At 72.3% G+C, this 18,588-nt stretch carries 14 protein-coding genes; 8 read left to right on the top strand and 6 right to left on the bottom strand.

Features of this window, described 5'->3' with window-relative positions; all coding sequences use genetic code 11:
- Positions 1 to 89: 89 nt before the first annotated feature.
- From ACIRQ7_RS19025 to ACIRQ7_RS19015, 3 genes are all read right to left on the bottom strand, one after another.
- Positions 90 to 2,297, bottom strand: a complete 2,208-nt coding sequence (locus ACIRQ7_RS19025) for a protein kinase (RefSeq protein ID WP_404263699.1) — start codon at positions 2,295 to 2,297, stop codon at positions 90 to 92.
- A 302-nt stretch (positions 2,298 to 2,599) separates the two neighbouring features.
- Positions 2,600 to 3,571 carry a pirin family protein gene (locus tag ACIRQ7_RS19020; RefSeq protein WP_401464147.1) on the bottom strand — a complete coding sequence of 324 codons (972 nt, stop codon included), beginning with the start codon at positions 3,569 to 3,571 and terminating at the stop codon, positions 2,600 to 2,602.
- 151 nt (positions 3,572 to 3,722) lie between these two features.
- Positions 3,723 to 4,196: an SseB family protein gene (locus ACIRQ7_RS19015; RefSeq protein ID WP_401464149.1), complete on the bottom strand. Its 474-nt coding sequence runs from the start codon at positions 4,194 to 4,196 to the stop codon at positions 3,723 to 3,725.
- A 153-nt stretch (positions 4,197 to 4,349) separates the two neighbouring features.
- Between ACIRQ7_RS19015 and ACIRQ7_RS19010 the strand changes: the two genes are divergently transcribed.
- The 7 genes from ACIRQ7_RS19010 to ACIRQ7_RS18980 all read left to right on the top strand — a co-directional run bounded on the left by ACIRQ7_RS19010 (position 4,350) and on the right by ACIRQ7_RS18980 (position 13,981).
- Positions 4,350 to 6,176 (top strand): acyl-CoA dehydrogenase, encoded by a 1,827-nt coding sequence (locus ACIRQ7_RS19010; RefSeq protein ID WP_404263696.1) that lies wholly within the window; start codon positions 4,350 to 4,352, stop codon positions 6,174 to 6,176.
- 312 nt (positions 6,177 to 6,488) lie between these two features.
- Positions 6,489 to 7,784 carry a M18 family aminopeptidase gene (locus ACIRQ7_RS19005; protein WP_404263695.1) on the top strand — a complete coding sequence of 432 codons (1,296 nt, stop codon included), beginning with the start codon at positions 6,489 to 6,491 and terminating at the stop codon, positions 7,782 to 7,784.
- A 1-nt stretch (position 7,785) separates the two neighbouring features.
- Positions 7,786 to 9,750, top strand: coding sequence for a BTAD domain-containing putative transcriptional regulator (locus ACIRQ7_RS19000; protein WP_404263694.1), 1,965 nt, complete (start codon positions 7,786 to 7,788; stop codon positions 9,748 to 9,750).
- Positions 9,751 to 9,982: 232 nt separating this feature from the next.
- On the top strand, positions 9,983 to 10,783 hold the full coding sequence (locus tag ACIRQ7_RS18995) for a DUF4232 domain-containing protein (protein WP_404263692.1): 801 nt from the start codon (positions 9,983 to 9,985) through the stop codon (positions 10,781 to 10,783).
- Positions 10,784 to 11,008: 225 nt separating this feature from the next.
- Positions 11,009 to 12,145: a hypothetical protein gene (locus ACIRQ7_RS18990; protein ID WP_404263691.1), complete on the top strand. Its 1,137-nt coding sequence runs from the start codon at positions 11,009 to 11,011 to the stop codon at positions 12,143 to 12,145.
- Between the two features lie 101 nt (positions 12,146 to 12,246).
- Positions 12,247 to 13,173 carry a helix-turn-helix domain-containing protein gene (locus tag ACIRQ7_RS18985; protein ID WP_404263689.1) on the top strand — a complete coding sequence of 309 codons (927 nt, stop codon included), beginning with the start codon at positions 12,247 to 12,249 and terminating at the stop codon, positions 13,171 to 13,173.
- Positions 13,174 to 13,327: 154 nt separating this feature from the next.
- The gene (locus tag ACIRQ7_RS18980) at positions 13,328 to 13,981 is read left to right on the top strand and encodes a DUF4232 domain-containing protein (RefSeq protein WP_404263688.1); all 654 of its coding nucleotides are present in this window, start codon (positions 13,328 to 13,330) and stop codon (positions 13,979 to 13,981) included.
- Positions 13,982 to 14,016: 35 nt separating this feature from the next.
- Here ACIRQ7_RS18980 and ACIRQ7_RS18975 read toward each other — a convergent pair whose 3' ends face one another.
- The 3 genes from ACIRQ7_RS18975 to ACIRQ7_RS18965 form a co-directional block, all read right to left on the bottom strand.
- A complete protein-coding gene (locus tag ACIRQ7_RS18975; protein ID WP_404263686.1) occupies positions 14,017 to 15,858 on the bottom strand; it encodes an NHL domain-containing thioredoxin family protein in 1,842 nt (613 codons plus the stop codon).
- A gap of 112 nt (positions 15,859 to 15,970) precedes the next feature.
- Complete coding sequence (locus tag ACIRQ7_RS18970) at positions 15,971 to 16,819, bottom strand: type VII secretion system-associated protein (RefSeq protein ID WP_404263684.1); 849 nt, start codon at positions 16,817 to 16,819, stop codon at positions 15,971 to 15,973.
- A 219-nt stretch (positions 16,820 to 17,038) separates the two neighbouring features.
- A complete protein-coding gene (locus ACIRQ7_RS18965; RefSeq protein ID WP_404263682.1) occupies positions 17,039 to 17,602 on the bottom strand; it encodes a hypothetical protein in 564 nt (187 codons plus the stop codon).
- Between the two features lie 613 nt (positions 17,603 to 18,215).
- On the opposite strand from ACIRQ7_RS18965, the gene ACIRQ7_RS18960 reads away from it, so the two are divergent.
- Positions 18,216 to 18,452, top strand: a complete 237-nt coding sequence (locus ACIRQ7_RS18960) for a hypothetical protein (RefSeq protein WP_404263681.1) — start codon at positions 18,216 to 18,218, stop codon at positions 18,450 to 18,452.
- Positions 18,453 to 18,588 lie beyond the last annotated feature (136 nt).

Raw genomic sequence — 18,588 nt, 5'->3', positions numbered from 1 at the left:
CGCACCGACTCAGGACGCCGCCCCGCCCGCGCACGGAGGGCGGCGTTTCACGTGAAACACCGCCCGCAAAGCCGCCCGCGATGCCGCCCTCAGTCGTACGCCTTCAGGCACAACAGCGTCGCGTCGGCGTCCACCTTCGTGGACCAGTACGTATTGCGGTCGTACTGCCCGTGGCGGCAGACCTCGGTGCCGGCGCCCGCCGTCGCCCGGTAGACGTCCGTGACGACCAGGATCTCGTTGTACGCGGCGGGCACTCTGCGGTCCGTGCAGTTCGGGGACGACAGCATCGCGATGCTGCTGACGGTGTCACCTTCGTGCTTGGCGAGCAGACAGTCGCCCTGGCGGTACCGGCCGCTGAGGCAGAGGACGGTCCGCTCGCCGCTGCCGGCGGAGGAGTACGACCAGCGGGCCTTGCCCACCCCCGACGCGCAGTCGCCGGTGGTGCCGGTCACCGTCACGCGCGTGCCGTTGCCGCAGGACGTCGTGTTCGGCTCCTCCTCGCTCCAGTCGTACGAGCTGAGCCCGCCGTACCCGGTGTCGACGACGTCCAGGCAGTCCCCGGACGAGACGGCCTTGAAGGCGTCTTCCGTGGGGTCGGGCTCGGGGGAGCTGGTCTCCGGCTCGGGGTCCGGCTCGGTGCCGGTGTCGTCCAATCCGCCGCTCGACGAGCTCGACGAGCTGGACGCGCTGTCGCTGCCACCGCCGCTTCCGCTGGTGCCGTCGCTCGTTGCGGGCAAGGTGAACGTGGGGGTGGGGCTGCTGTGTACCGAAGCGGTGTCGTCCTTCTTGTCCCAGGGCTGCCAGATCAGGGTCCCGATGATGATCGCGGCCACGAGCAGGCCGGACCCCCACCCCTCTGACGACCCCGACGTCCCCTGGGAACCCTTCGCACCGGTCTTCGGCGGAGCCCCGGGCGCCCGTCCGGTCCCACTGCGGGTGCCGGTGCTCCGGTTCTTGGCGGAGGTCGCGGTCTTCTCCCGCGCGAGGCGCTCACGTTCCTGCCGCTCGCGTTCCTGCCGTGCGCGTCCCTTGCGCTGCTTCTCCTTCCGCTCACGTTCCTTCTGTTCCTTCGCCCTCCTCTCCGCGGTCCTGCGCTCCCGCTCCTTTCGTTCCGCCTCGTCCTTCCGCGCCTGTTCCCGCCGGAGCGCCTCCTCCTGCCGGCGCGCCAGTTCCCGCGCCTCCGCCTGCTCCTCGTCCTGCGCCCGCACCAGGGCGTCCCGCTGCTTGCGCAGGGCCTCCAGCTGCTCGCGCATCTCGCTGATCGCCTCGTCCGACCCCTCCGACGCGCCCTCGGCCTTCAGCTGCGTCGGTGCGTCCGCCGCGTCGAAGTCCACTGTCCCGTCGCGCAGTTGGCGGCCCTGCTCCGCGTACTCCTCGATCAGCGCGGTCCAGTCCCCCGGCAGCCACCGCTCCAGGCCCCCGCCCCCGGCCACCGGCTCGAAGCCGGCGAGGGCGTCCCGCAGCACGTCGGACGGAGCGGGGCGCCTTCCGGGGTCGGCCTCCAGTAACGGAAGGATCAGCGGTTCCAGTTCCGGCGGGAGCCCGCTGGTGTCGAGCTCACCGCGCTGGACCAGGGCGAGGACCCCGATGGAGTGGTCGGTCTGCTCGTAGGGCGGGCGGCCGACCGCGAGGAAGAAGAGCGTGGCACCCAGGGAGTACATGTCGGAGGCGGCGGTGGATCTCTTGCCACGCGCCTGCTCCGGCGAGGTGAAGGCGAAGGTGCCGATGGTCGTCGTCGAGCTGGTGTGGTCGTGGGCGTGCGAGATGCCGAAGTCGATGAGGCGGGGCCCGTCGTGGGGCAGCAGGATGTTCAGGGGCTTGATGTCCCGGTGGACGACCCCGAGGTCGTGCAGCTCGACCAGCGCCCGCGCCGCACCGGCGGCGACCCGGCGCACCGCGTCGGCGGGCAGCGTCCCGGCGCTGATGACGAGTTCGGTCAGGCTGGGCGCCGGGATGAATTCGATGGCGAGCCAGGGGCGCTCCGCCTTCGCGTCGGCGTCGAGGACCGTGGCGGTGTACGCGCTGTCGACCCGCCCCGCCAGCTCCGCCTCGCGGGCGAACCGCGCCCGGTCCGGCCGGCTCACGACCCCCTCGGCGAGGAGCGTCTTGACCGCGACGAGCTCATGCGCCACGACGGTTCCGGTGGGCCCGGTGGGCCCGGCGGGGGCGCCGGGCGGCTCCTGCCGGGCGAGGTAGATGCGGCCCATGCCGCCCGTGGCGATCCGGCGCAGCAGCCGGTAGGGGCCGAGCCGCCGTGGATCACTGGATTCGAGCGCGTAGAGCTTCATTCCGGCCATGCGGCGTGACTCCCCCTGTGCGTCCCCCGTCCCATGCCGTGGTCCGCACGGGCCCCCTGCGGTGCGCACGCCGTGCGCACCGGTCGTCAAACGGTGCCATGGCAGCGGGAGTTGGGGAAGGCTGCGTAGCGGGGGCGTGACGGCCGCACTGCGCCACGCGCACCACGGGGCGGCCCCCGCGGCCGGTCGCTCCTGGCGGCCACGCTCACCGGCCCCCGGTCGCGCCCGCCACCCGTGACAGCCCCGAGGGGCCCGTCAGCGTGCTGACGGGCCCCTCGGGGACTCTCGGGACCGGCGGAGCCCTACAGCCCGCCCTCGGTCATGCCGTGCACGGACGGGATCGTGCCCAGCCGACCCTTCTGGAAGTCGTCGAAGGCCTGCTGGAGCTCTTCCCTGGTGTTCATGACGAACGGTCCGTAGTGCGCCATCGGCTCGCGGATCGGCAGGCCGCCGAGCAGCACGACCTCGAAGTTCGGGCTGCGGGACTCCTGGGTCTCGTCTGCCCGTATCGTGATGGAGTCCCCGCCGCCGAAGACGACCGCCTGGCCCATCCGGAACGGGCGTCCGTCCGCACCCGCGGTGCCGCGGCCCGCCAGGCCGTACGCCAGGGCGTTGAAGTCCGGCCGCCAGGGCACGGTCAGCTCGGCGCCCGGGTTGAGCGACACATGCATCATCGTGATCGGCGTGTGGGTGGCGCCGGGGCCTTCGTGGCCGTCGAGGTCACCGGCGATCAGCCGCAGCAGCGCGCCGCCGTCGGCCGAGGTGAGCAGCTTGACCTGGCCGCCGCCGATGTCCTGGTAGCGGGGGGCCATCATCTTGTCGCTCTTCGGCAGGTTCACCCAGAGCTGGAGGCCGTGGAAGAGGCCGCCGGACACGACGAGCGACTCCGGCGGCGCCTCGATGTGCAGCAGGCCGGAGCCCGCCGTCATCCACTGGGTGTCGCCGTCGTTGATGACGCCGCCGCCGCCGTGCGAGTCCTGGTGCACGAAGGTGCCGTCGATCAGGTAGGTGACCGTCTCGAAGCCGCGGTGCGGGTGCCAGGGCGTGCCCTTGGGCTCGCCGGGTGCGTACTCCACCTCGCCCATCTGATCCATCATGATGAACGGGTCGAGGTGCTGGTAGTCGATGCCGGCGAACGCCCGCCGCACCGGGAAGCCCTCGCCCTCGAATCCGCTCGGGGCGGTGGCGACGGCCAGGACGGGGCGGGTGTGTGCCGCGGCGGGCGCCGCCACACGCGGCAGGGTCAGCGGGTTCTCTACGGTCACTGCGGGCATGACGGCCTCCTCGGTCGTTCACCGTTCAACTTAGTTGAATACTGAACAACCCGCAAGGCGTACTTCATTCCCGCAGCCACCCGGCCCGGTGTTTGCGCAGGTCAGAACAGGGCGCCGGCCTCAGGAAGAGACCGGCGGCGGACAGCGCGGATCAGCCGTACATCCGGCGCATCGCGAAGTCGACCATCTGCTCCACGGCCTTCGCGTCGAAGACCATCCGGTGGTCGCCCTCCATGTCGAGGACGAAGCCGTAGCCGGTGGGCAGCAGGTCGAGCACCTCGGCGCCGGTGATCACGAAGTACTTGGACTCCTTGCCCGCGTACCTGCGCAGCTCCTTGAGCGAGGTGAACATCGGGATCACCGGCTGCTGGGTGTTGTGCAGCGCCAGGAAGCCGGGGTTCTCGCCGCGCGGGCAGTAGATCTTGGACGTCGAGAAGATGCCCTGGAAGTCCTCGGCCGACATCGAGCCGGTGGTGAAGGCACGCACCGCGTCGGCGAGGGAGGGCGGGGACGGCTCGGGATACAGCGGCTGCTCGCCGTAGCCCCCGGTGGGCGGTTGCTGCGGCGGGGGCTGCGGCGCGCCGTACTGCTGCCCTGCACCCGCGTTCTGGTCGTAGCCGTACATGCGGCACAGCGTACTGAGTCGGGAGGGGACGCTCGTCACAGATGGGCGGTTAGGGGTTGCTTCTTATTACCGGCGGGTAGCATCATCAGTAGCTACTTACTGGTATTGCGTGACCGAGGTCCCTCCCTCCCGAACCCTTACGGAGCCGTACCCATGGGGCACTACAAGTCGAATCTCCGCGACATCGAGTTCAACCTCTTCGAGGTGCTCGGCCGTGACAGCGTGTACGGCACCGGACCGTTCGCGGAGATGGACGTCGACACCGCCAAGAGCGTGCTGTCCGAGATCGCCCGCCTGTCGGAGAACGAACTCGCCGAGTCCTACGCCGACGCCGACCGGAACCCGCCGGTCTTCGACCCGGAGACCAACACCGCTCCGGTTCCGGAGGCTTTCAAGAAGAGCTACCAGGCCTACATGGACGCCGAGTGGTGGCGGCTGGGTGTACCGGAGGAGATCGGCGGCACCACCACGCCGCGCTCGCTGCTCTGGGCCTTCGCCGAGTCCATCCTGGGCTCGAACCCGGCCGTGTGGATGTACGCCTCCGGCCCGGCCTTCGCCGGCGTCCTCTTCGAGGAGGGCACCGACCAGCAGAAGCACATTGCGAAGATCGCCACGGAGAAGGCCTGGGGCTCCACCATGGTGCTGACCGAGCCCGACGCGGGTTCGGATGTCGGCGCCGGCCGCACCAAGGCCGTCAAGCAGGAGGACGGCTCCTGGCACATCGAGGGCGTGAAGCGCTTCATCACCTCCGGTGAGCACGACATGTCGGAGAACATCCTTCACTACGTCCTCGCGCGCCCCGAGGGCCACGGTCCGGGCACCAAGGGCCTGTCCCTCTTCCTCGTGCCGAAGTACGAGTTCGACTTCGAGACCGGCGAGCTGGGCGAGCGCAACGGCGTCTACGCCACCAACGTCGAGCACAAGATGGGCCTGAAGGCGTCCAACACCTGCGAGATGACGTTCGGCGACAAGCACCCCGCCAAGGGCTGGCTCATCGGCGAGAAGCACGACGGCATCCGCCAGATGTTCATGATCATCGAGTTCGCCCGGATGATGGTCGGCACGAAGGCCATCGCGACCCTGTCGACCGGCTACCTCAACGCCCTGGAGTACGCCAAGGAGCGCGTGCAGGGCCCGGACCTGGCCGCGTTCACCGACAAGGCCGCGCCGCGCGTCACCATCACCCACCACCCGGACGTGCGCCGCTCGCTGATGACGCAGAAGGCGTACGCCGAGGGCATGCGCTCGCTGGTGCTCTACACCGCCACCGTCCAGGACGACATCCTGGTCAAGGAGGCCGCGGGCGAGGACGCCGCCACCGAGCACGCGCTGAACGACCTGCTGCTCCCGATCGTCAAGGGCTACGGCTCGGAGAAGTCCTACGAGCAGCTGGCGCAGTCGCTGCAGACCTTCGGTGGCTCCGGCTACCTCCAGGAGTACCCGATCGAGCAGTACATCCGGGACTCCAAGATCGACACTCTCTACGAGGGCACGACCGCGATCCAGGGCCAGGACTTCTTCTTCCGGAAGATCGTCCGGAACCAGGGCGCGGCGCTGACCACCCTCTCGGAGACCATCAAGAAGTTCCTGGCCGAGGCGGTCGGCGGCGCGGACCTGGAGCAGGCCCGTGGCGAGCTGGCCACGGCGGCCGGCGACCTGGAGGCGATCGTCGGTGTGATGCTGACCGACCTCGCCGCCACCGAGAAGGACGTCAAGTCCATCTACAAGGTCGGCCTCAACACCACCCGCCTGCTGCTGGCCTCCGGTGACGTCGTCATCGGCTACCTCCTCCTCAAGAGCGCCGCGGTGGCGCAGGAGAAGCTGGCCGGCGCCTCGAAGAAGGACAAGGCCTTCTACGAGGGCAAGATCGCGGCCGCGAAGTTCTTCGCGCACAACGTGCTGCCGAACCTGACCGTCGAGCGCGCGCTCGCCGAGTCCATCGACCAGTCCCTGATGGAGCTGGACGAGGCCGCGTTCTGAGGTTCGCGCGTCAGGCGCACTGACGTCCGTGCGCCAAATCCGGACGTGCTGATCGGAGTGTTCTTACCGGACTCTCAGATTCAGCGTCCACACTGGCAGTGCCCGCCTCCCTTCCCCCGGGGAGGCGGGCACTGTCGTTGTGCTGGGTGGTCGTGCGCCACCCCCCCGCGTCGTCCGGAAATCCCGCATCCACCGGAATGCACACTTCCGCGAAGAATTCCGGTGGCGTCTACAGGAATCGTGGCCGGAAGGGAACGCAGTCCTGCCCCTCCGGCACGGGGAATGAGCGCTCCGGCTCCTTATGCTGAATCCATGAGCAAATCCGCCCGCTTCGATCGCGGCCACACCGACGACCTGATGTCTTTCCTCGCCGCCAGCCCGTCGCCGTACCACGCGGTGGCCAACGCGGCGGAGCGCCTGGAGAAGGCCGGTTTCCGGCAGGTCGCCGAGACGGACGCCTGGGACGGCGAGACCGGCGGGAAGTTCGTGCTCCGCGGCGGCGCGCTCATCGCCTGGTACGTCCCCGAGGGCGCCGACGCCGCGACCCCGTACCGGATCGTGGGGGCGCACACCGACTCCCCCAATCTGCGCGTCAAGCCGGTCCCGGACACCGGGACCAACGGCTGGCGGCAGGTCGCCGTCGAGGTCTACGGCGGCCCGCTGCTCAACACCTGGCTGGACCGGGACCTGGGCCTGAGCGGCCGGGTGACGCTGCGCGACGGCAGCCACCGGCTGGTCAACGTCGACCGTGCGCTGCTGCGGGTCCCTCAGCTGGCCGTCCACCTCGACCGCTCGGTGACCACCGACGGCCTGAAGCTGGACAAGCAGCGGCACATGACACCGATCTGGGGCCTGGGCGAGGTCGCCGAGGGCGATCTGATCGCGTTCGTCGAGGAGGAGATCGGCGTCGAGGCGGGCGAGGTGCTCGGCTGGGACCTGATGGTGCACAGCATCGAGGCGCCCGGATATCTGGGCCGGGACCGCGAGTTGCTCGCCGGCCCCCGGATGGACAATCTGCTGTCGGTGCACGCCGGGACCGCCGCGCTCGCCGCCGCTGCCGGCGCCGGCAGCGCGCTGACCAGCATTCCGGTGCTCGCCGCCTTCGACCACGAGGAGAGCGGCAGCCAGTCGGACACCGGCGCCGACGGCCCGCTGCTCGGCACGGTGCTGGAGCGCTCCGTCTTCGCCCGCGGCGGCACGTACGAGGACCGGGCGCGGGCCTTCGCCGGCACCGTCTGCCTGTCCTCCGACACCGGCCACGCCGTGCACCCCAACTACAGTGAGCGGCACGAGCCGGGGCATCACCCGATGCCCAACGGCGGCCCGATCCTGAAGGTGAACGTCAACCAGCGCTACGCCACCGACGGCAGCGGACGTGCCGTCTTCGCCGCGGCCTGCGAGCGGGCCGGGGTGCCCTGGCAGTCCTTCGTGTCCCACAACTCCATGCCGTGCGGCACGACCATCGGACCGATCACCGCCGCCCGGCACGGCATCGCGACCGTCGACATCGGCGTCGCCATCCTCTCCATGCATTCGGCCCGCGAGCTGTGCGGCGTCCAGGACCCGTATCTGCTGGCGAACGCCCTGACGGCCTTCCTGGAGGGCTGAGTTGGAATTCTCACTGCTGGGCCCGATCGCCGTCACGACCGGCTCCGGGGAGCTGGCGCTCGGTCCTGCCAAACGGCGCAGTGTGCTGGCGCTGTTGCTGTTGCAGCCCAACACCACCGTCCCTCTGGAGCAGTTGATCGACTCCCTGTGGGAGGACGAGCCACCCGAGCACGCCCGTACGGTCGTCCAGGGGCACGTCTCACGGCTGCGCGCGACGCTCGCGGAGGGCGGCGCCGACGCGTACGGCATCGAACTCGCCACCCATGGCTCCGCCTATCTGCTGCGGCTGCCCGAGGAGCTGATCGACGCCCACCGGTTCAGTGAGCTGGTCGCCCTCGCGCGGCCCGAGGCGGCGCCGGCCGACGCCGTACCGCTGCTGCGCGAGGCCCTGGGGCTGTGGCGCGGCCCGGCCCTCACCGGCACCGTCAGCAGCCCGCCGTTCGCGGCCGCCGCGCACGCGCTGGAGGAGCGCCGGCTGACCGCGGTCGAGGCGCTGGCGCGCTCGCACGGCGCCCTCGGCGAGAACGAGCAGGCCGCCGCCATCCTCTACACCGCCGCGGTCAACCACCCCTTGCGGGAAGGGCTGATCGCCGCGCTGATGCGGGCCCTGTTCCGTACGGGGCGGCAGTCCGACGCGCTGGAGTGGTTCCACCGCACCCGCCGGCTGCTCACCGAGGAACTGGGCGTCGACCCGGGCGAACGGCTGCGCGGCGCGTACGAGGAGATCCTGCGGGCGGAGGCGGCGGGCGGGAGCAAGCCGGTGGCCCCCGCCGGCGCCCGGCCCGCGCACGACCCGCGAACGGCCCGGTCCGCGGCGGCCGCGGCGGCCGGCAAGGAGCCGGGCGCGCAGCCGGGCCGGAGCCCGGTGCCCGCACAGGCGGACGGCACCGCCGCCGGCGGCGCGGAAGGGACGCGGCCCGCGGCCAAGGAGGGGACCGGACGGACCGGCTCCGCGCCACGGCTGCTGCCCAGGCCGCCCGCCCGCTTCCTGGGACGCGAGAACCCCCTCGCGGCACTCACCGACGCGCTGACGGACCGTACGACCGGCGAGAGCCCGCTCGCGGTGGTCGCCGGGCCGGCCGGTGTCGGCAAGACCGCCTGCGCCGTGCAGTGGGCCCATCAGCACGCCCCGGGCTTCCCCGACGGCCAGCTCTTCGCCGACCTGCGCGGCTTCGGTGAGGGGGACGAGGCGCCGCCGGCCGAGATCCTGCGGGACTTCCTGCTCGCGCTCGGCACCCCGCCGGAGCGGGTGCCGACCTCGGCGCAGGCCGCCTCGGCGCTGTTCCGGTCGCTGGTCGCCGACCGCCGGCTGCTGGTGGTCCTGGACAACGCGCGCAGCTCCGCGCAGGTCCGGCCGCTGCTCCCCGGCGGCCTGCAGTGCGCCACGATCGTCACCAGCCGCAGCCGGCTCGACGGCCTGGTCGCCACCGACTGCGCCCGGCCCGTCGGTCTCCAGGTCCTCGGCTACGAGGAGGGCGCGGCGCTGCTCGGCGCGATGCTCGGCACCGAGCGGGTCGCCGAGGATCCCGACGCCGCCCAGGAACTCGTCGCGCTCTGCGACGGGCTGCCGCTCGCGCTGCGGGCCGCCGCCGCCCAGCTGACCGCCCGGCCACGCTGGAAACTGGCCCGGCTGGCCTCGGCGCTGCGCGACGAACGGCGGCGGCTGGCCCTGCTGTCGGCGGAGGACACCGGGATCGCGGCGGCGCTGCGGATGTCGGTGGCACGGCTCTCGGCGGACGACGCCCGGCTGCTGTCCGCGCTGGCGACCAGCGCGGACGGACACCTCAACGCCTCGGTGGCGGCGGCGCTCGCGGGCTACGACCCGGAGCGCACCCAGGACGGCCTGGACCGGCTGACGGAGATGCATCTGGTCGACGAGGAGGCCACCGACGTCTACACGATCAGCACCCTCACCCAGCTGTTCGCCCGCGATGAACGGGACGAGCGGGACGAGCGGGAGGGGTAGGGCGGACGGGCCGGGAGGAGCTGGGGTGGCGCGGGGCGGCGCCGGACCATGCGTCAGGAAGCGCCCCCCAGAGGGCGTTGAGCAGGCGTTAGGCAAGCGTTAGCGGTACGGCAGCGGCGGGCGGCAGTCTTGTGGACATACCGCAGGACGCGGAGGACCGCAGGGGCAACGGCACCTGCGGGACACCGGGCCTACGGGGACCGCAGCGGACCGCCACCGGGGGAGACCGGACATGCCGAGCACCAGCGCCACCACCCGTCACGACGCCCACGCCGTCGGCACGGCCGCCGGCATCCGCCGCCGGACGCTGCGGATCGCCGCGGCCGGACTGACCGCCGTCGCCGCCCTCACCCTCACCGCCTGCGGCGGCCAGGACGGGGACGCGCTCAAGACGGGGGCCGCCAAGCCGTACCACCCGGCGCCGAAGGCCACCGGGAGCACGGGAGGCGCCGGGGAGAGCACGCCACAGGAGACCGGCGGTGCGCGGGGCCAGGGAGCCGGGGACGCGCAGAGCGGCACCCGGACCGACAACGCCGGGGCCGAGCAGACGTCCACGGGCAGCACCGGACACACCGGCCGGCCCGGAAACGCCGGCCAGACCGGCACCCGGCGCGCCTGCGACGCCGCGAAGATCCGCATCACGGCGAAGCCGCTGACCCGGCCGGTCAACCACCTCCTGCTGGAGGCCACCAACACCACGGGCGCCACCTGCGACCTCTACGCCTTCCCGTACCTGGGCTTCACGGGGGCGCAGTCCCCGATGGCCGAGCTGCCGGACAGCAAGCCGCAGGCCGTCGTCACCCTCGCGCCCGGTGAGTCCGGCTACGCCTCCGTGATGACGTCCTCGGCGGACGGCACCGGCACCAACGGCCACCGGGTGACCTCACTCTCCGTCAGCCTGCCCGGCCGCGACGGCAAGGGCAGCGTCGGCGGCTCGGCGCAGGTGGCGCTGCCGGGCGGCGCCGCGTACCTCGACGACAGCGCGTGGGTGACGTACTGGCAGACGGACCCGAACGACGCCGCCGCCTGGTAGGCCGCAGCGCACCACCACAGAACCAGGGCGCCCGCACACCCCCGAGCGGGCGCCCTTCTGCGTGCCACGAACCGCGGGCGGGATTCCCGGAGCCCGCGTTACGTCCCGTCACGTCCCGTCAGACCGTGTCCGCTGTCCCGCAGTCGGCCGTACCGCTCGACGTCTTCGCAGGTCATCGCCGTGCGTAGCGGCGGGACGTCTCATGGGACACGGAACCGCCGGGCGGTGGGCGTACCCCGCACCACGATGGATTCCGTCGCCGGACACGACCACCCGGTGGCGTTCCGCAGGCAGTTCCGCCAGACGTGGAGGGGAATCCTCATGTACGGGCAGTACGAGCACAGGACCACGCACACGGCAGACGACACAAGCCCCCCGGACTCGACCGGGAGCACGGGGCACGGGGCCGCGCCGGGGGCGTCCTCCCCGTTCCGCCGGACCGTGCTGCGCCGGGTGCTCCCGGCGGTCGCCGCGGCCGGCATCGGCGTGGCCGGGTTCGCCGGACTCGCGTACGGCGGCGAGGCGGGAGCCGCGGCGGCCGGCGGGCAGGCGGCCGCCACGACCGCGCTCTCGCGGGACACCGCCGCCGGCACGGCCCGCGCCGCGGACGCCGGTTCGGTACGGCAGGCCGCGGCCGCCGCCGACTTCCCGACCTGGGGCACCCGCTGGGTGGTGCACGCCACCGCCGACACCGGCTCGCCGTCCGTCGGCATGCTCAACAAGTCCGCCGCCGGCCAGGACCGGATCACCGCGGACTACCAGGTCGACACCGGCCGCAAGGTCTGCGAGGGCAGCGCCTGCTCGACGTTCATGGCGCACCTCACCGGGCCGGTCGCCGGTTTCGTCAGCGTCGTCGCGGTGGACATCCCCGAGGACCGGCTGCCGGGCGTCCCGGTCAAGGGCGGCGGCGGGCCGCAGCCGCCCCGGCCCGATGGCTCCCGCCAGGAGATGCTCCAGCGCGCCGCCACCTGGCTGACCGCCAACAACGGCGCCCAGGTGCCGTACAGCCAGGGCAAGGTGTGGAAGGACGGCTACCGCCAGGACTGCTCCGGCTATGTCTCGATGACGCTGGGGCTGCCGACGCCCGGCACGAACACCGTCGGCCTGGCCAACACCCGCAGCATCACCCGTCCCATCCAGGTCGGCGAGCTGAAGCCCGGTGACCTGCTCATCGACGCGGCGGGCACCAACAACACCCGGCATGTCGTGATCTTCGAGAAGTGGAACAACGACGCCCACTCCTCGTACACCGCCTACGAGCAGCGCGGCGGCCACGGCACCGACCACCGGAGCCTGACCTACGGCCTGCCCGGCGGCGACGCCGAGTTCAAGCCCTACCGTCCGGTGAAGTTCGGCGACTGATCCGCATCCGGTCCGTCTCCCGTACGGACCGGGTCACGAGGGGCACTTCCGCCACAGGGGAGCGGAAGTGCCCCTCGCGCGCGCATGCCCGTTGTGCTGGAATGCCAGACGTGCCTGGCAATCCGAACCACGCCGCAAATGTCCGCCGCAAGCCACTGGCCCCGCTGCCCGACGAACTCCGCGGACCGGTACGCGAGTTCGTCTCCGCCCTGCGTCGTATGCACGGCGAACTGGGGTACAGCCTCAAGGAGTTGGAAGGCCGGCTGCCCGCCAGCCGCTCCTCCCTCTCACGCTATCTGCGCGGCCGGAGCCTGCCCGACGAACGGCTCCTGGTGCAGTGGTGCAAGCTCTCCTTCACCGGCGAGGACCGGCTGCCCGCCCTCGTCGGACTGCTGCACCGCGCCCAGGAGGCCGCGGACGCGGGCGATCCGATGGCCGCGCCGGAGGAGGACGCCGGGGACAGGGCGGGCGGGGAGGAGCGCGCCCCCTCAGAACCCGCGACGGAGCACGCGGGCGCGCCCGTCCCACCGCCCGTCCCACCGCCCGCGCGCTCCCGGCTGCGGCTGGTCCTCGCCGGGCTGGGCACCGCCGCCGTCCTCGCCGCCGCCGCGTTCGCCTTACCCCCGCTGCTCTCCTCCGGCACGGACGGTTCCGGCGGCGGTGCGACCGACGGCGGCACGGCGCGGGGCACACGGAGCACGGCATCGGCCACCGGCTCGGCCCGCATCACCGTCCACAACGTCGAACGGGCCTGTCAGCACAGCCGCGGCAAGGACTGCGCGCTCGGGCTGGCGCGCGATCCGTATGTGCCCTACCGCCGTTCCAACGTCGCGGGACACGTGTGGCACGGCGAGGTGCTGCACGCCGTCTGCCGGATCGCCAACGGCATCACCGTCACGGACGAGGCGGGCGGGCACAGCAGCATGTGGTTCCGGGTCGATCACGGCGACGGGCAGGCGTGGATGCCGGGCATCCGGGTCCGGCCGGAACAGCTGGAGAACATCGCGCTGCCCAGTTGCCCGGACTGACCCCGGCGGCCGATCAGCCGGCCGCCGATCGGCCCGCCCCTGGTCTGGCGCACCGGCCGCACCCGCCCCGGCACTCCGGACGCCTATGGATATCGTGTCCGTGCCATGACATGCCCGCTCCGCTGATCGCCGCACTTCCCTGGGGGACCCACCGATGACCGCAAGCCGCTCCCGCCGCCGCTCCGCCGCGTATGCCGCACTGGCCCTGGGGCTGTGCGGCACGCTCGCGCTGACCGGCTGCAACAGCCACTCGAAGAAGTCGAAGAAGCACTCGTCCTCCTCGTCCTCCAAGAGCAAGAAGCGCAGGCTCGCGGGTGGCGCGGCCGCCGCGGGTGCGGGCGCGGGGACGGCCTCGCATCAGGTGCCCGCCTGCACGCCGGGCCCCTACAGCCTCCGGTTCGGCCAGGTGGGGAACCCGGACGGCTATGTGACGGTGAAGTTCCGGAACACCACCAAGCGCACCTGCCGCATCTACAACGCCCCGCGGCTCAGCTTCGACGACAAGAAGCCGCTGCCGCTGCTCCAGGGCGAACCGGGCATGTTCGACAGCGTCAAGAACGACGTGCCGCCCAACGGCCGGATGTACGCGATCATCCCGACCGCCACGGCGGCCGCCAAGGGCAGTCCGAAGACGAAGGTGTCGGTCAAGTTCATGGGCACGAGCTCCAGCTCGCGAGGCCGGGGCCCGGCCCTGATCAACTTCGTGCATCGCGACCAGACCATCTCCGTCGGCGCCACCAAGGTCACCAACTGGGTCCCCAGCCTGAGCGGCGCCAAGGTCGCGGCCCAGCACCCCGCCGAAGACTGAGCTGACGGCGCGGGCAGAACCCCGCCGTCAGCGGCCTACGGGGTCTCGTCCAGACCCGCCAGGACGAGGCCCAGCCGGGCCACCCCGCCCGCGGCGACCTGCACCGGGACGCCCCAGTCCTGCTGGTGCACATGGCAGGCCGGGTACTCGATCTCCGGATCGTCGTCGCAGGAGGCGGCCATCGCCGAGACGTGCAGCACGCCCTCGGTGATCCCGTCGGCCAGCACCAGATCCCGTGCGAGATCGCTGCCCGCGCCCGCGCCGTCGGCGAGCAGCTCCGGCGGCGTGGCGCTGACCAGCAGCCGGGTGGACGGGCCGTAGCGGGTGTCGAGCTTCTGGCCCGTCGGCGCCTGGAAGACGACATCGAGCCGCAGCGCGCCCGGCGCCACCTCGGTGGCCGCGCGCTGGGTGCGGTGCGCCACCGACTCGACGCGGACCGCCTCCTCCGGGAGCCGCAGCCGGGTCAGCCGGTGCCGGGCCGACTCCACCACCACGATGTCGTCGTCGGCCAGCACCGCCGCCGACGGTTCGCGCAGGTCGGTGGCGAGCGTCGTCACCTCGCCGGTCGCGGGGTCGTAGCGGCGCAGCGCGTGGTTGTAGGTGTCCGCGACGGCGACCGAGCCGTCGGGCAGCGCGGTGACGCCCAGCGGGTGCTGGAGCAGGGCCTGCCCGGCGCCGCCGTCGCGGTGCCCGAAGTCGAAGAGGCCGGTGCCGACGGCGGTGTGCACGTCGTAGCCCGCGCCCGTCCCGGCCGGTTCGACCCACCGGACCGCGCTGGTCTCCGAGTCCGCGACCCACAGCCGGTCGCCGGCCGCCGCGAGACCGGAGGGCTGGGCGAACCAGGCCTCCGCTGCCGGGCCGTCCACCAGGCCCTCGTTGGTCGTGCCCGCCGCGACCCCGACCGTCCGGCCGACCGGGTCGTACGTCCACAGCTGGTGGACGCCGGCCATCGCGATCCACAGCCGGTCCTGCCACCACGCGAGGTCCCACGGCGAGGAGAGGTCCACCTCCAGGGCCGGACCCGAGGTCGGGGAGCCCTGCCACCACTGCCTGCCGGTCCCGGCCACCGTCTCCAGCGCGCCGGTCTCCGGGTCGAGGATCCGGATGGCGTGGTTGACGGTGTCCGCCACGGCGACCTTGCCGCCGGGCAGCAGCGCCAGCCCCTGCGGTTCGTTGAAGGAGTCCGGCCCGAGCCCGCGCTCACCGCTGCCGATGCGGCGCAGCACCTGCTCGCCGTCCGCGGCCAGCTCCACGAGCTGGTGCCGGGTGGTGTCCGAGACGAGGAAGGTGCCGCCCGACAGCCGCAGCGCCTTGCCGGGGAAGCGCAGATCGGTGGCGACCGGCTCCGGCGGGACGTACGGGCCGTCGCCGCGGCGCAGCGTCCCCTTGGCGGCGTGCTCGGCCTCCAGCTCCTCGACGAGCTTCTCGATGGCGTGCGCATGGCCCTCGCCGGCGTGCTGCGCGACGACATAGCCCTCGGGGTCGATGACCACCAGCGTCGGCCAGGCCCGCACGGCGTACTGCTTCCAGGTCGCCAGCTCCGGGTCGTCCAGCACCGGGTGCTCGACGCCGTACCGCTCGACGGCGTCCACGACCGCCTGGTGCTCGGCCTCGTGAACGAACTTCGGCGAGTGCACCCCGACGATCACGACGGTGTCGCGATGCCGCTCCTCCAGCTCCCGCAGCTCGTCCAGGACGTGCAGGCAATTCACACAGCAGAAGGTCCAGAAATCCACCACCACGCACTTGCCCCGCAAATCAGCGAGGTTCAGTGCTTTCCCACCCGTGTTCAGCCAGCCGCCCTTCCCCAGGAGCTCGGGAGCACGGACACGGGCACGGCGGGGCGCGGGAGTGGCCCCCGAAGCGGCATCGTTCATGGTTCAAGGGTGCCATCCGCCCTGACGGCCGAGCACGGCCAGGCACCCAGGGCCGGCCGCGGCTCTCGTCCGCGACCGGCCCGTGGGTGCAGCTCAGAGCCCCGGGCACCGCTCAGAGAGTCTCGGAGGGCGCCGTTTCCCCCTCTTCGGCCGTGCGCCGGGGGCTCGCCTTCGTCGTCTTGCGGGCGGCCCGCTTCTTCGCGGGCTGCTCCTCCGAGGCGGTTACCCGCTCGGCCGGGACGCCACCGACGCTTATCCCGGAGCTGGGCTTGTCCTCGTCGGCGTCCTCATCCGGGTACCCGGACGCCAGCGCCTCGCGGAGCGCCTCGGTCTCCACCGTCATGCTGACCGGCGCGGACGGGTTGAGGTAGAGCAGATGGTCCTCGGGGAGCCGGTCGAGTACCTCGTCCACCGACATCAGCTCGAAGGCCAGCCGGCCCGACATGTGGAGGTACACCGGCGAGGTGAACACCGGTATCACCGGCGTCTCCCCGTCGGGGGCGGCAGCCGTCAAGGGCTCACCGGAGGCGGTGACGAACACAGCGAGCTCGGGCAGCGAGGCCAGGGCGGTGGTCACGTCCTCGCCGGGGCCGTAGCCGGTCGCCGCGAGCTGCACGGCGGCGTCCGCCGCGTCCGCGGGCTCCGGCCAGCCGAGCGCCGTCGGGGAGGGCCGGTAGCCCTCGTTGTCCCGCCACTCGGCGATCTCGCCCTCCAGCCCGGAACGCCACTGCCCGACGACGGCCCAAGCGGGGGGCGCGCCCTCACCGGACCAGGTGGGGTCGACCATGCCGAGCCAGTGGTCGGGGGCCAGCTTGGCCGCCTCACGGATCGAGTCGGGGACGGGCGGCATGTTCTCCGTGGCGCCCTCGATCGCCTCGGCGGCGTCGCCGCCCGCCGACTCCTCGGCGTCCACGGCCGTCTCCTGCTCCGCGGCGTCGTTCTGCTCCGTCACCTTGCTCACGTTTCCCTCATTCTGTGGTGCGCTTCGTCGTGGGTGCTGGGGTGGCCGGGGCACGTCGCGCGACGCGCGCCCGCGTGGTCGGTGCCGGGGGCCGGGGCCGGCAGGGTAAGGCCGCGGGCGCCCGCCGTGCCGGGGAGGACCGGAGGGTCCGATGTCCCGGACGCGGCGTGGAACCGCAGGGTTGCACGGCCGGGAACGTCCCCTGACGCGGGGGCCGCCTCACCGGTACTCCCCGTGGTCGGTGTTCCAGTCGTCCGGGTGGGGGTAGTGGCGCTCGTCGATCTCGCCCACGAGTTCCCCGGGGAACACCCTGGTCGGACCGCCCTCGTAGTGATGGGCGAGGAGCAGTGGCATCGGCTCGCCGGAGGAACTTTCGCGCAGGTGGATGAAGGGCCCAGGGCCGTCGTACAGCGGGCGTAGGGACACAGATGTCGCCGCCACGTCACCCAGGGCGTACCCCACCGTGTCCAGCCCGAAGCGCTCCGCGAGATGCTGGGCCCGCGCCCGCTGCCCCCCGCTCTCCAGCATCAGCAGACTGCGCGCCCTCTCCATGGGCAGGTAGTCGGCCATCCGTCGCACATCGGTGTTGAGGGACGGCGCCGGGCCGCGCCCGGCATAGACGACCCGCTGCAGGCCGGTCAGCACCTGAGGCAACTCGTAGACCCTGCCGACCAGCTGACCGTCACTCCGGCGTCGCTCCCACTGGACGTAGAACTGCACGTGTCCGAGTCGGCGGTACGGATCCAGGCGCCGCTTGATGTCCTGGTTGCTGAAGCGGGCCATCGTCTGATGCACCCCGTCGGAGCCCCGGAAGTGGTGGTTGGACAGCTCCTCGGAGTGCGTGCTGTCGCGCCGGTCCTGCGGTCGTGTTGCTTGCGGCCTGCGGAACTCCTCCCGCTGCGGCTCCGGCCTGTACCGGGGCTCCGGCTCCGGTTGCGGCCTGTGCCGGGACTCCGGTTGCGGCTCCGCCCAGTACCGAGGCTCCGGCTCCGCCCTGTACTGAGGCCGCGGACTCCGGACCTCCACCCGCACCGACTCCGGCTCGGTCTTCGGGCTCCGGAACTCCACCCGCTCCGGCTGCGGCTCGGTCTGGGGCCGCGGTTGCGGCTGCGTCATCGGCCTGGACTTCGACCCGGATTCGCTCGTCTTCTTCGGCGCGGGCTTCTGCCCCTTCCCGGACGGCTTCGCCTTCTTCCGCACCAACACAGGCTCCGACTTCCTCGATGCGGAGCCCTTCCCCTTCTCCACGCTCCTGGACCCCCCGAAGAGGGACCAACCCGTCGCCTTACGCGTCGACTGCCGCTGCGGGGTCGTCGACTGTCGCAACTCGTCCTTCGACACGCGCACCTGCTGAGTGGGCAGCTCCCGCTCCGACCGAGGCTCGATCTCCACGATCGTGACGTCCTCGGGTTCGGACTGCTCCGACTCCGACGACTCCGGCTCGGACGACTCCGACCGGGACCCGTCCGGCTCCGCGTACGGACGCTGTTCCCACGGCTCAGTCCTCGCCGGGATCTCCTCCACAGTGGGCCGCTCCGGCTCCGAGTCCGACGGTTCCGGCTCGGGCTGCGCCGGCTTCGGCTGCGACCGCGACTCCACGGGCTCCGTTCCTGAGCTGCCGACATTCCCGTAGGGCGCCGGCCGCCGGGGGAACGACTCCGGCACCGGCCCCCGCGCCGAACGCTCCCAACTCGACTCCCCGACCTCCGGCCCCGACGACCGCCCAGCCTCAGGCTCCGACGACCGCTTCGACTCCGACTTCGACTCAG

The sequence above is a fragment of the Streptomyces sp. NPDC101393 genome (assembly GCF_044767385.1).
Lineage (GTDB): Bacteria > Actinomycetota > Actinomycetes > Streptomycetales > Streptomycetaceae > Streptomyces.
The sequence above is the reverse complement of the archived record's forward strand: the minus strand, read 5'-3'. Positions and strand labels throughout refer to the sequence as shown.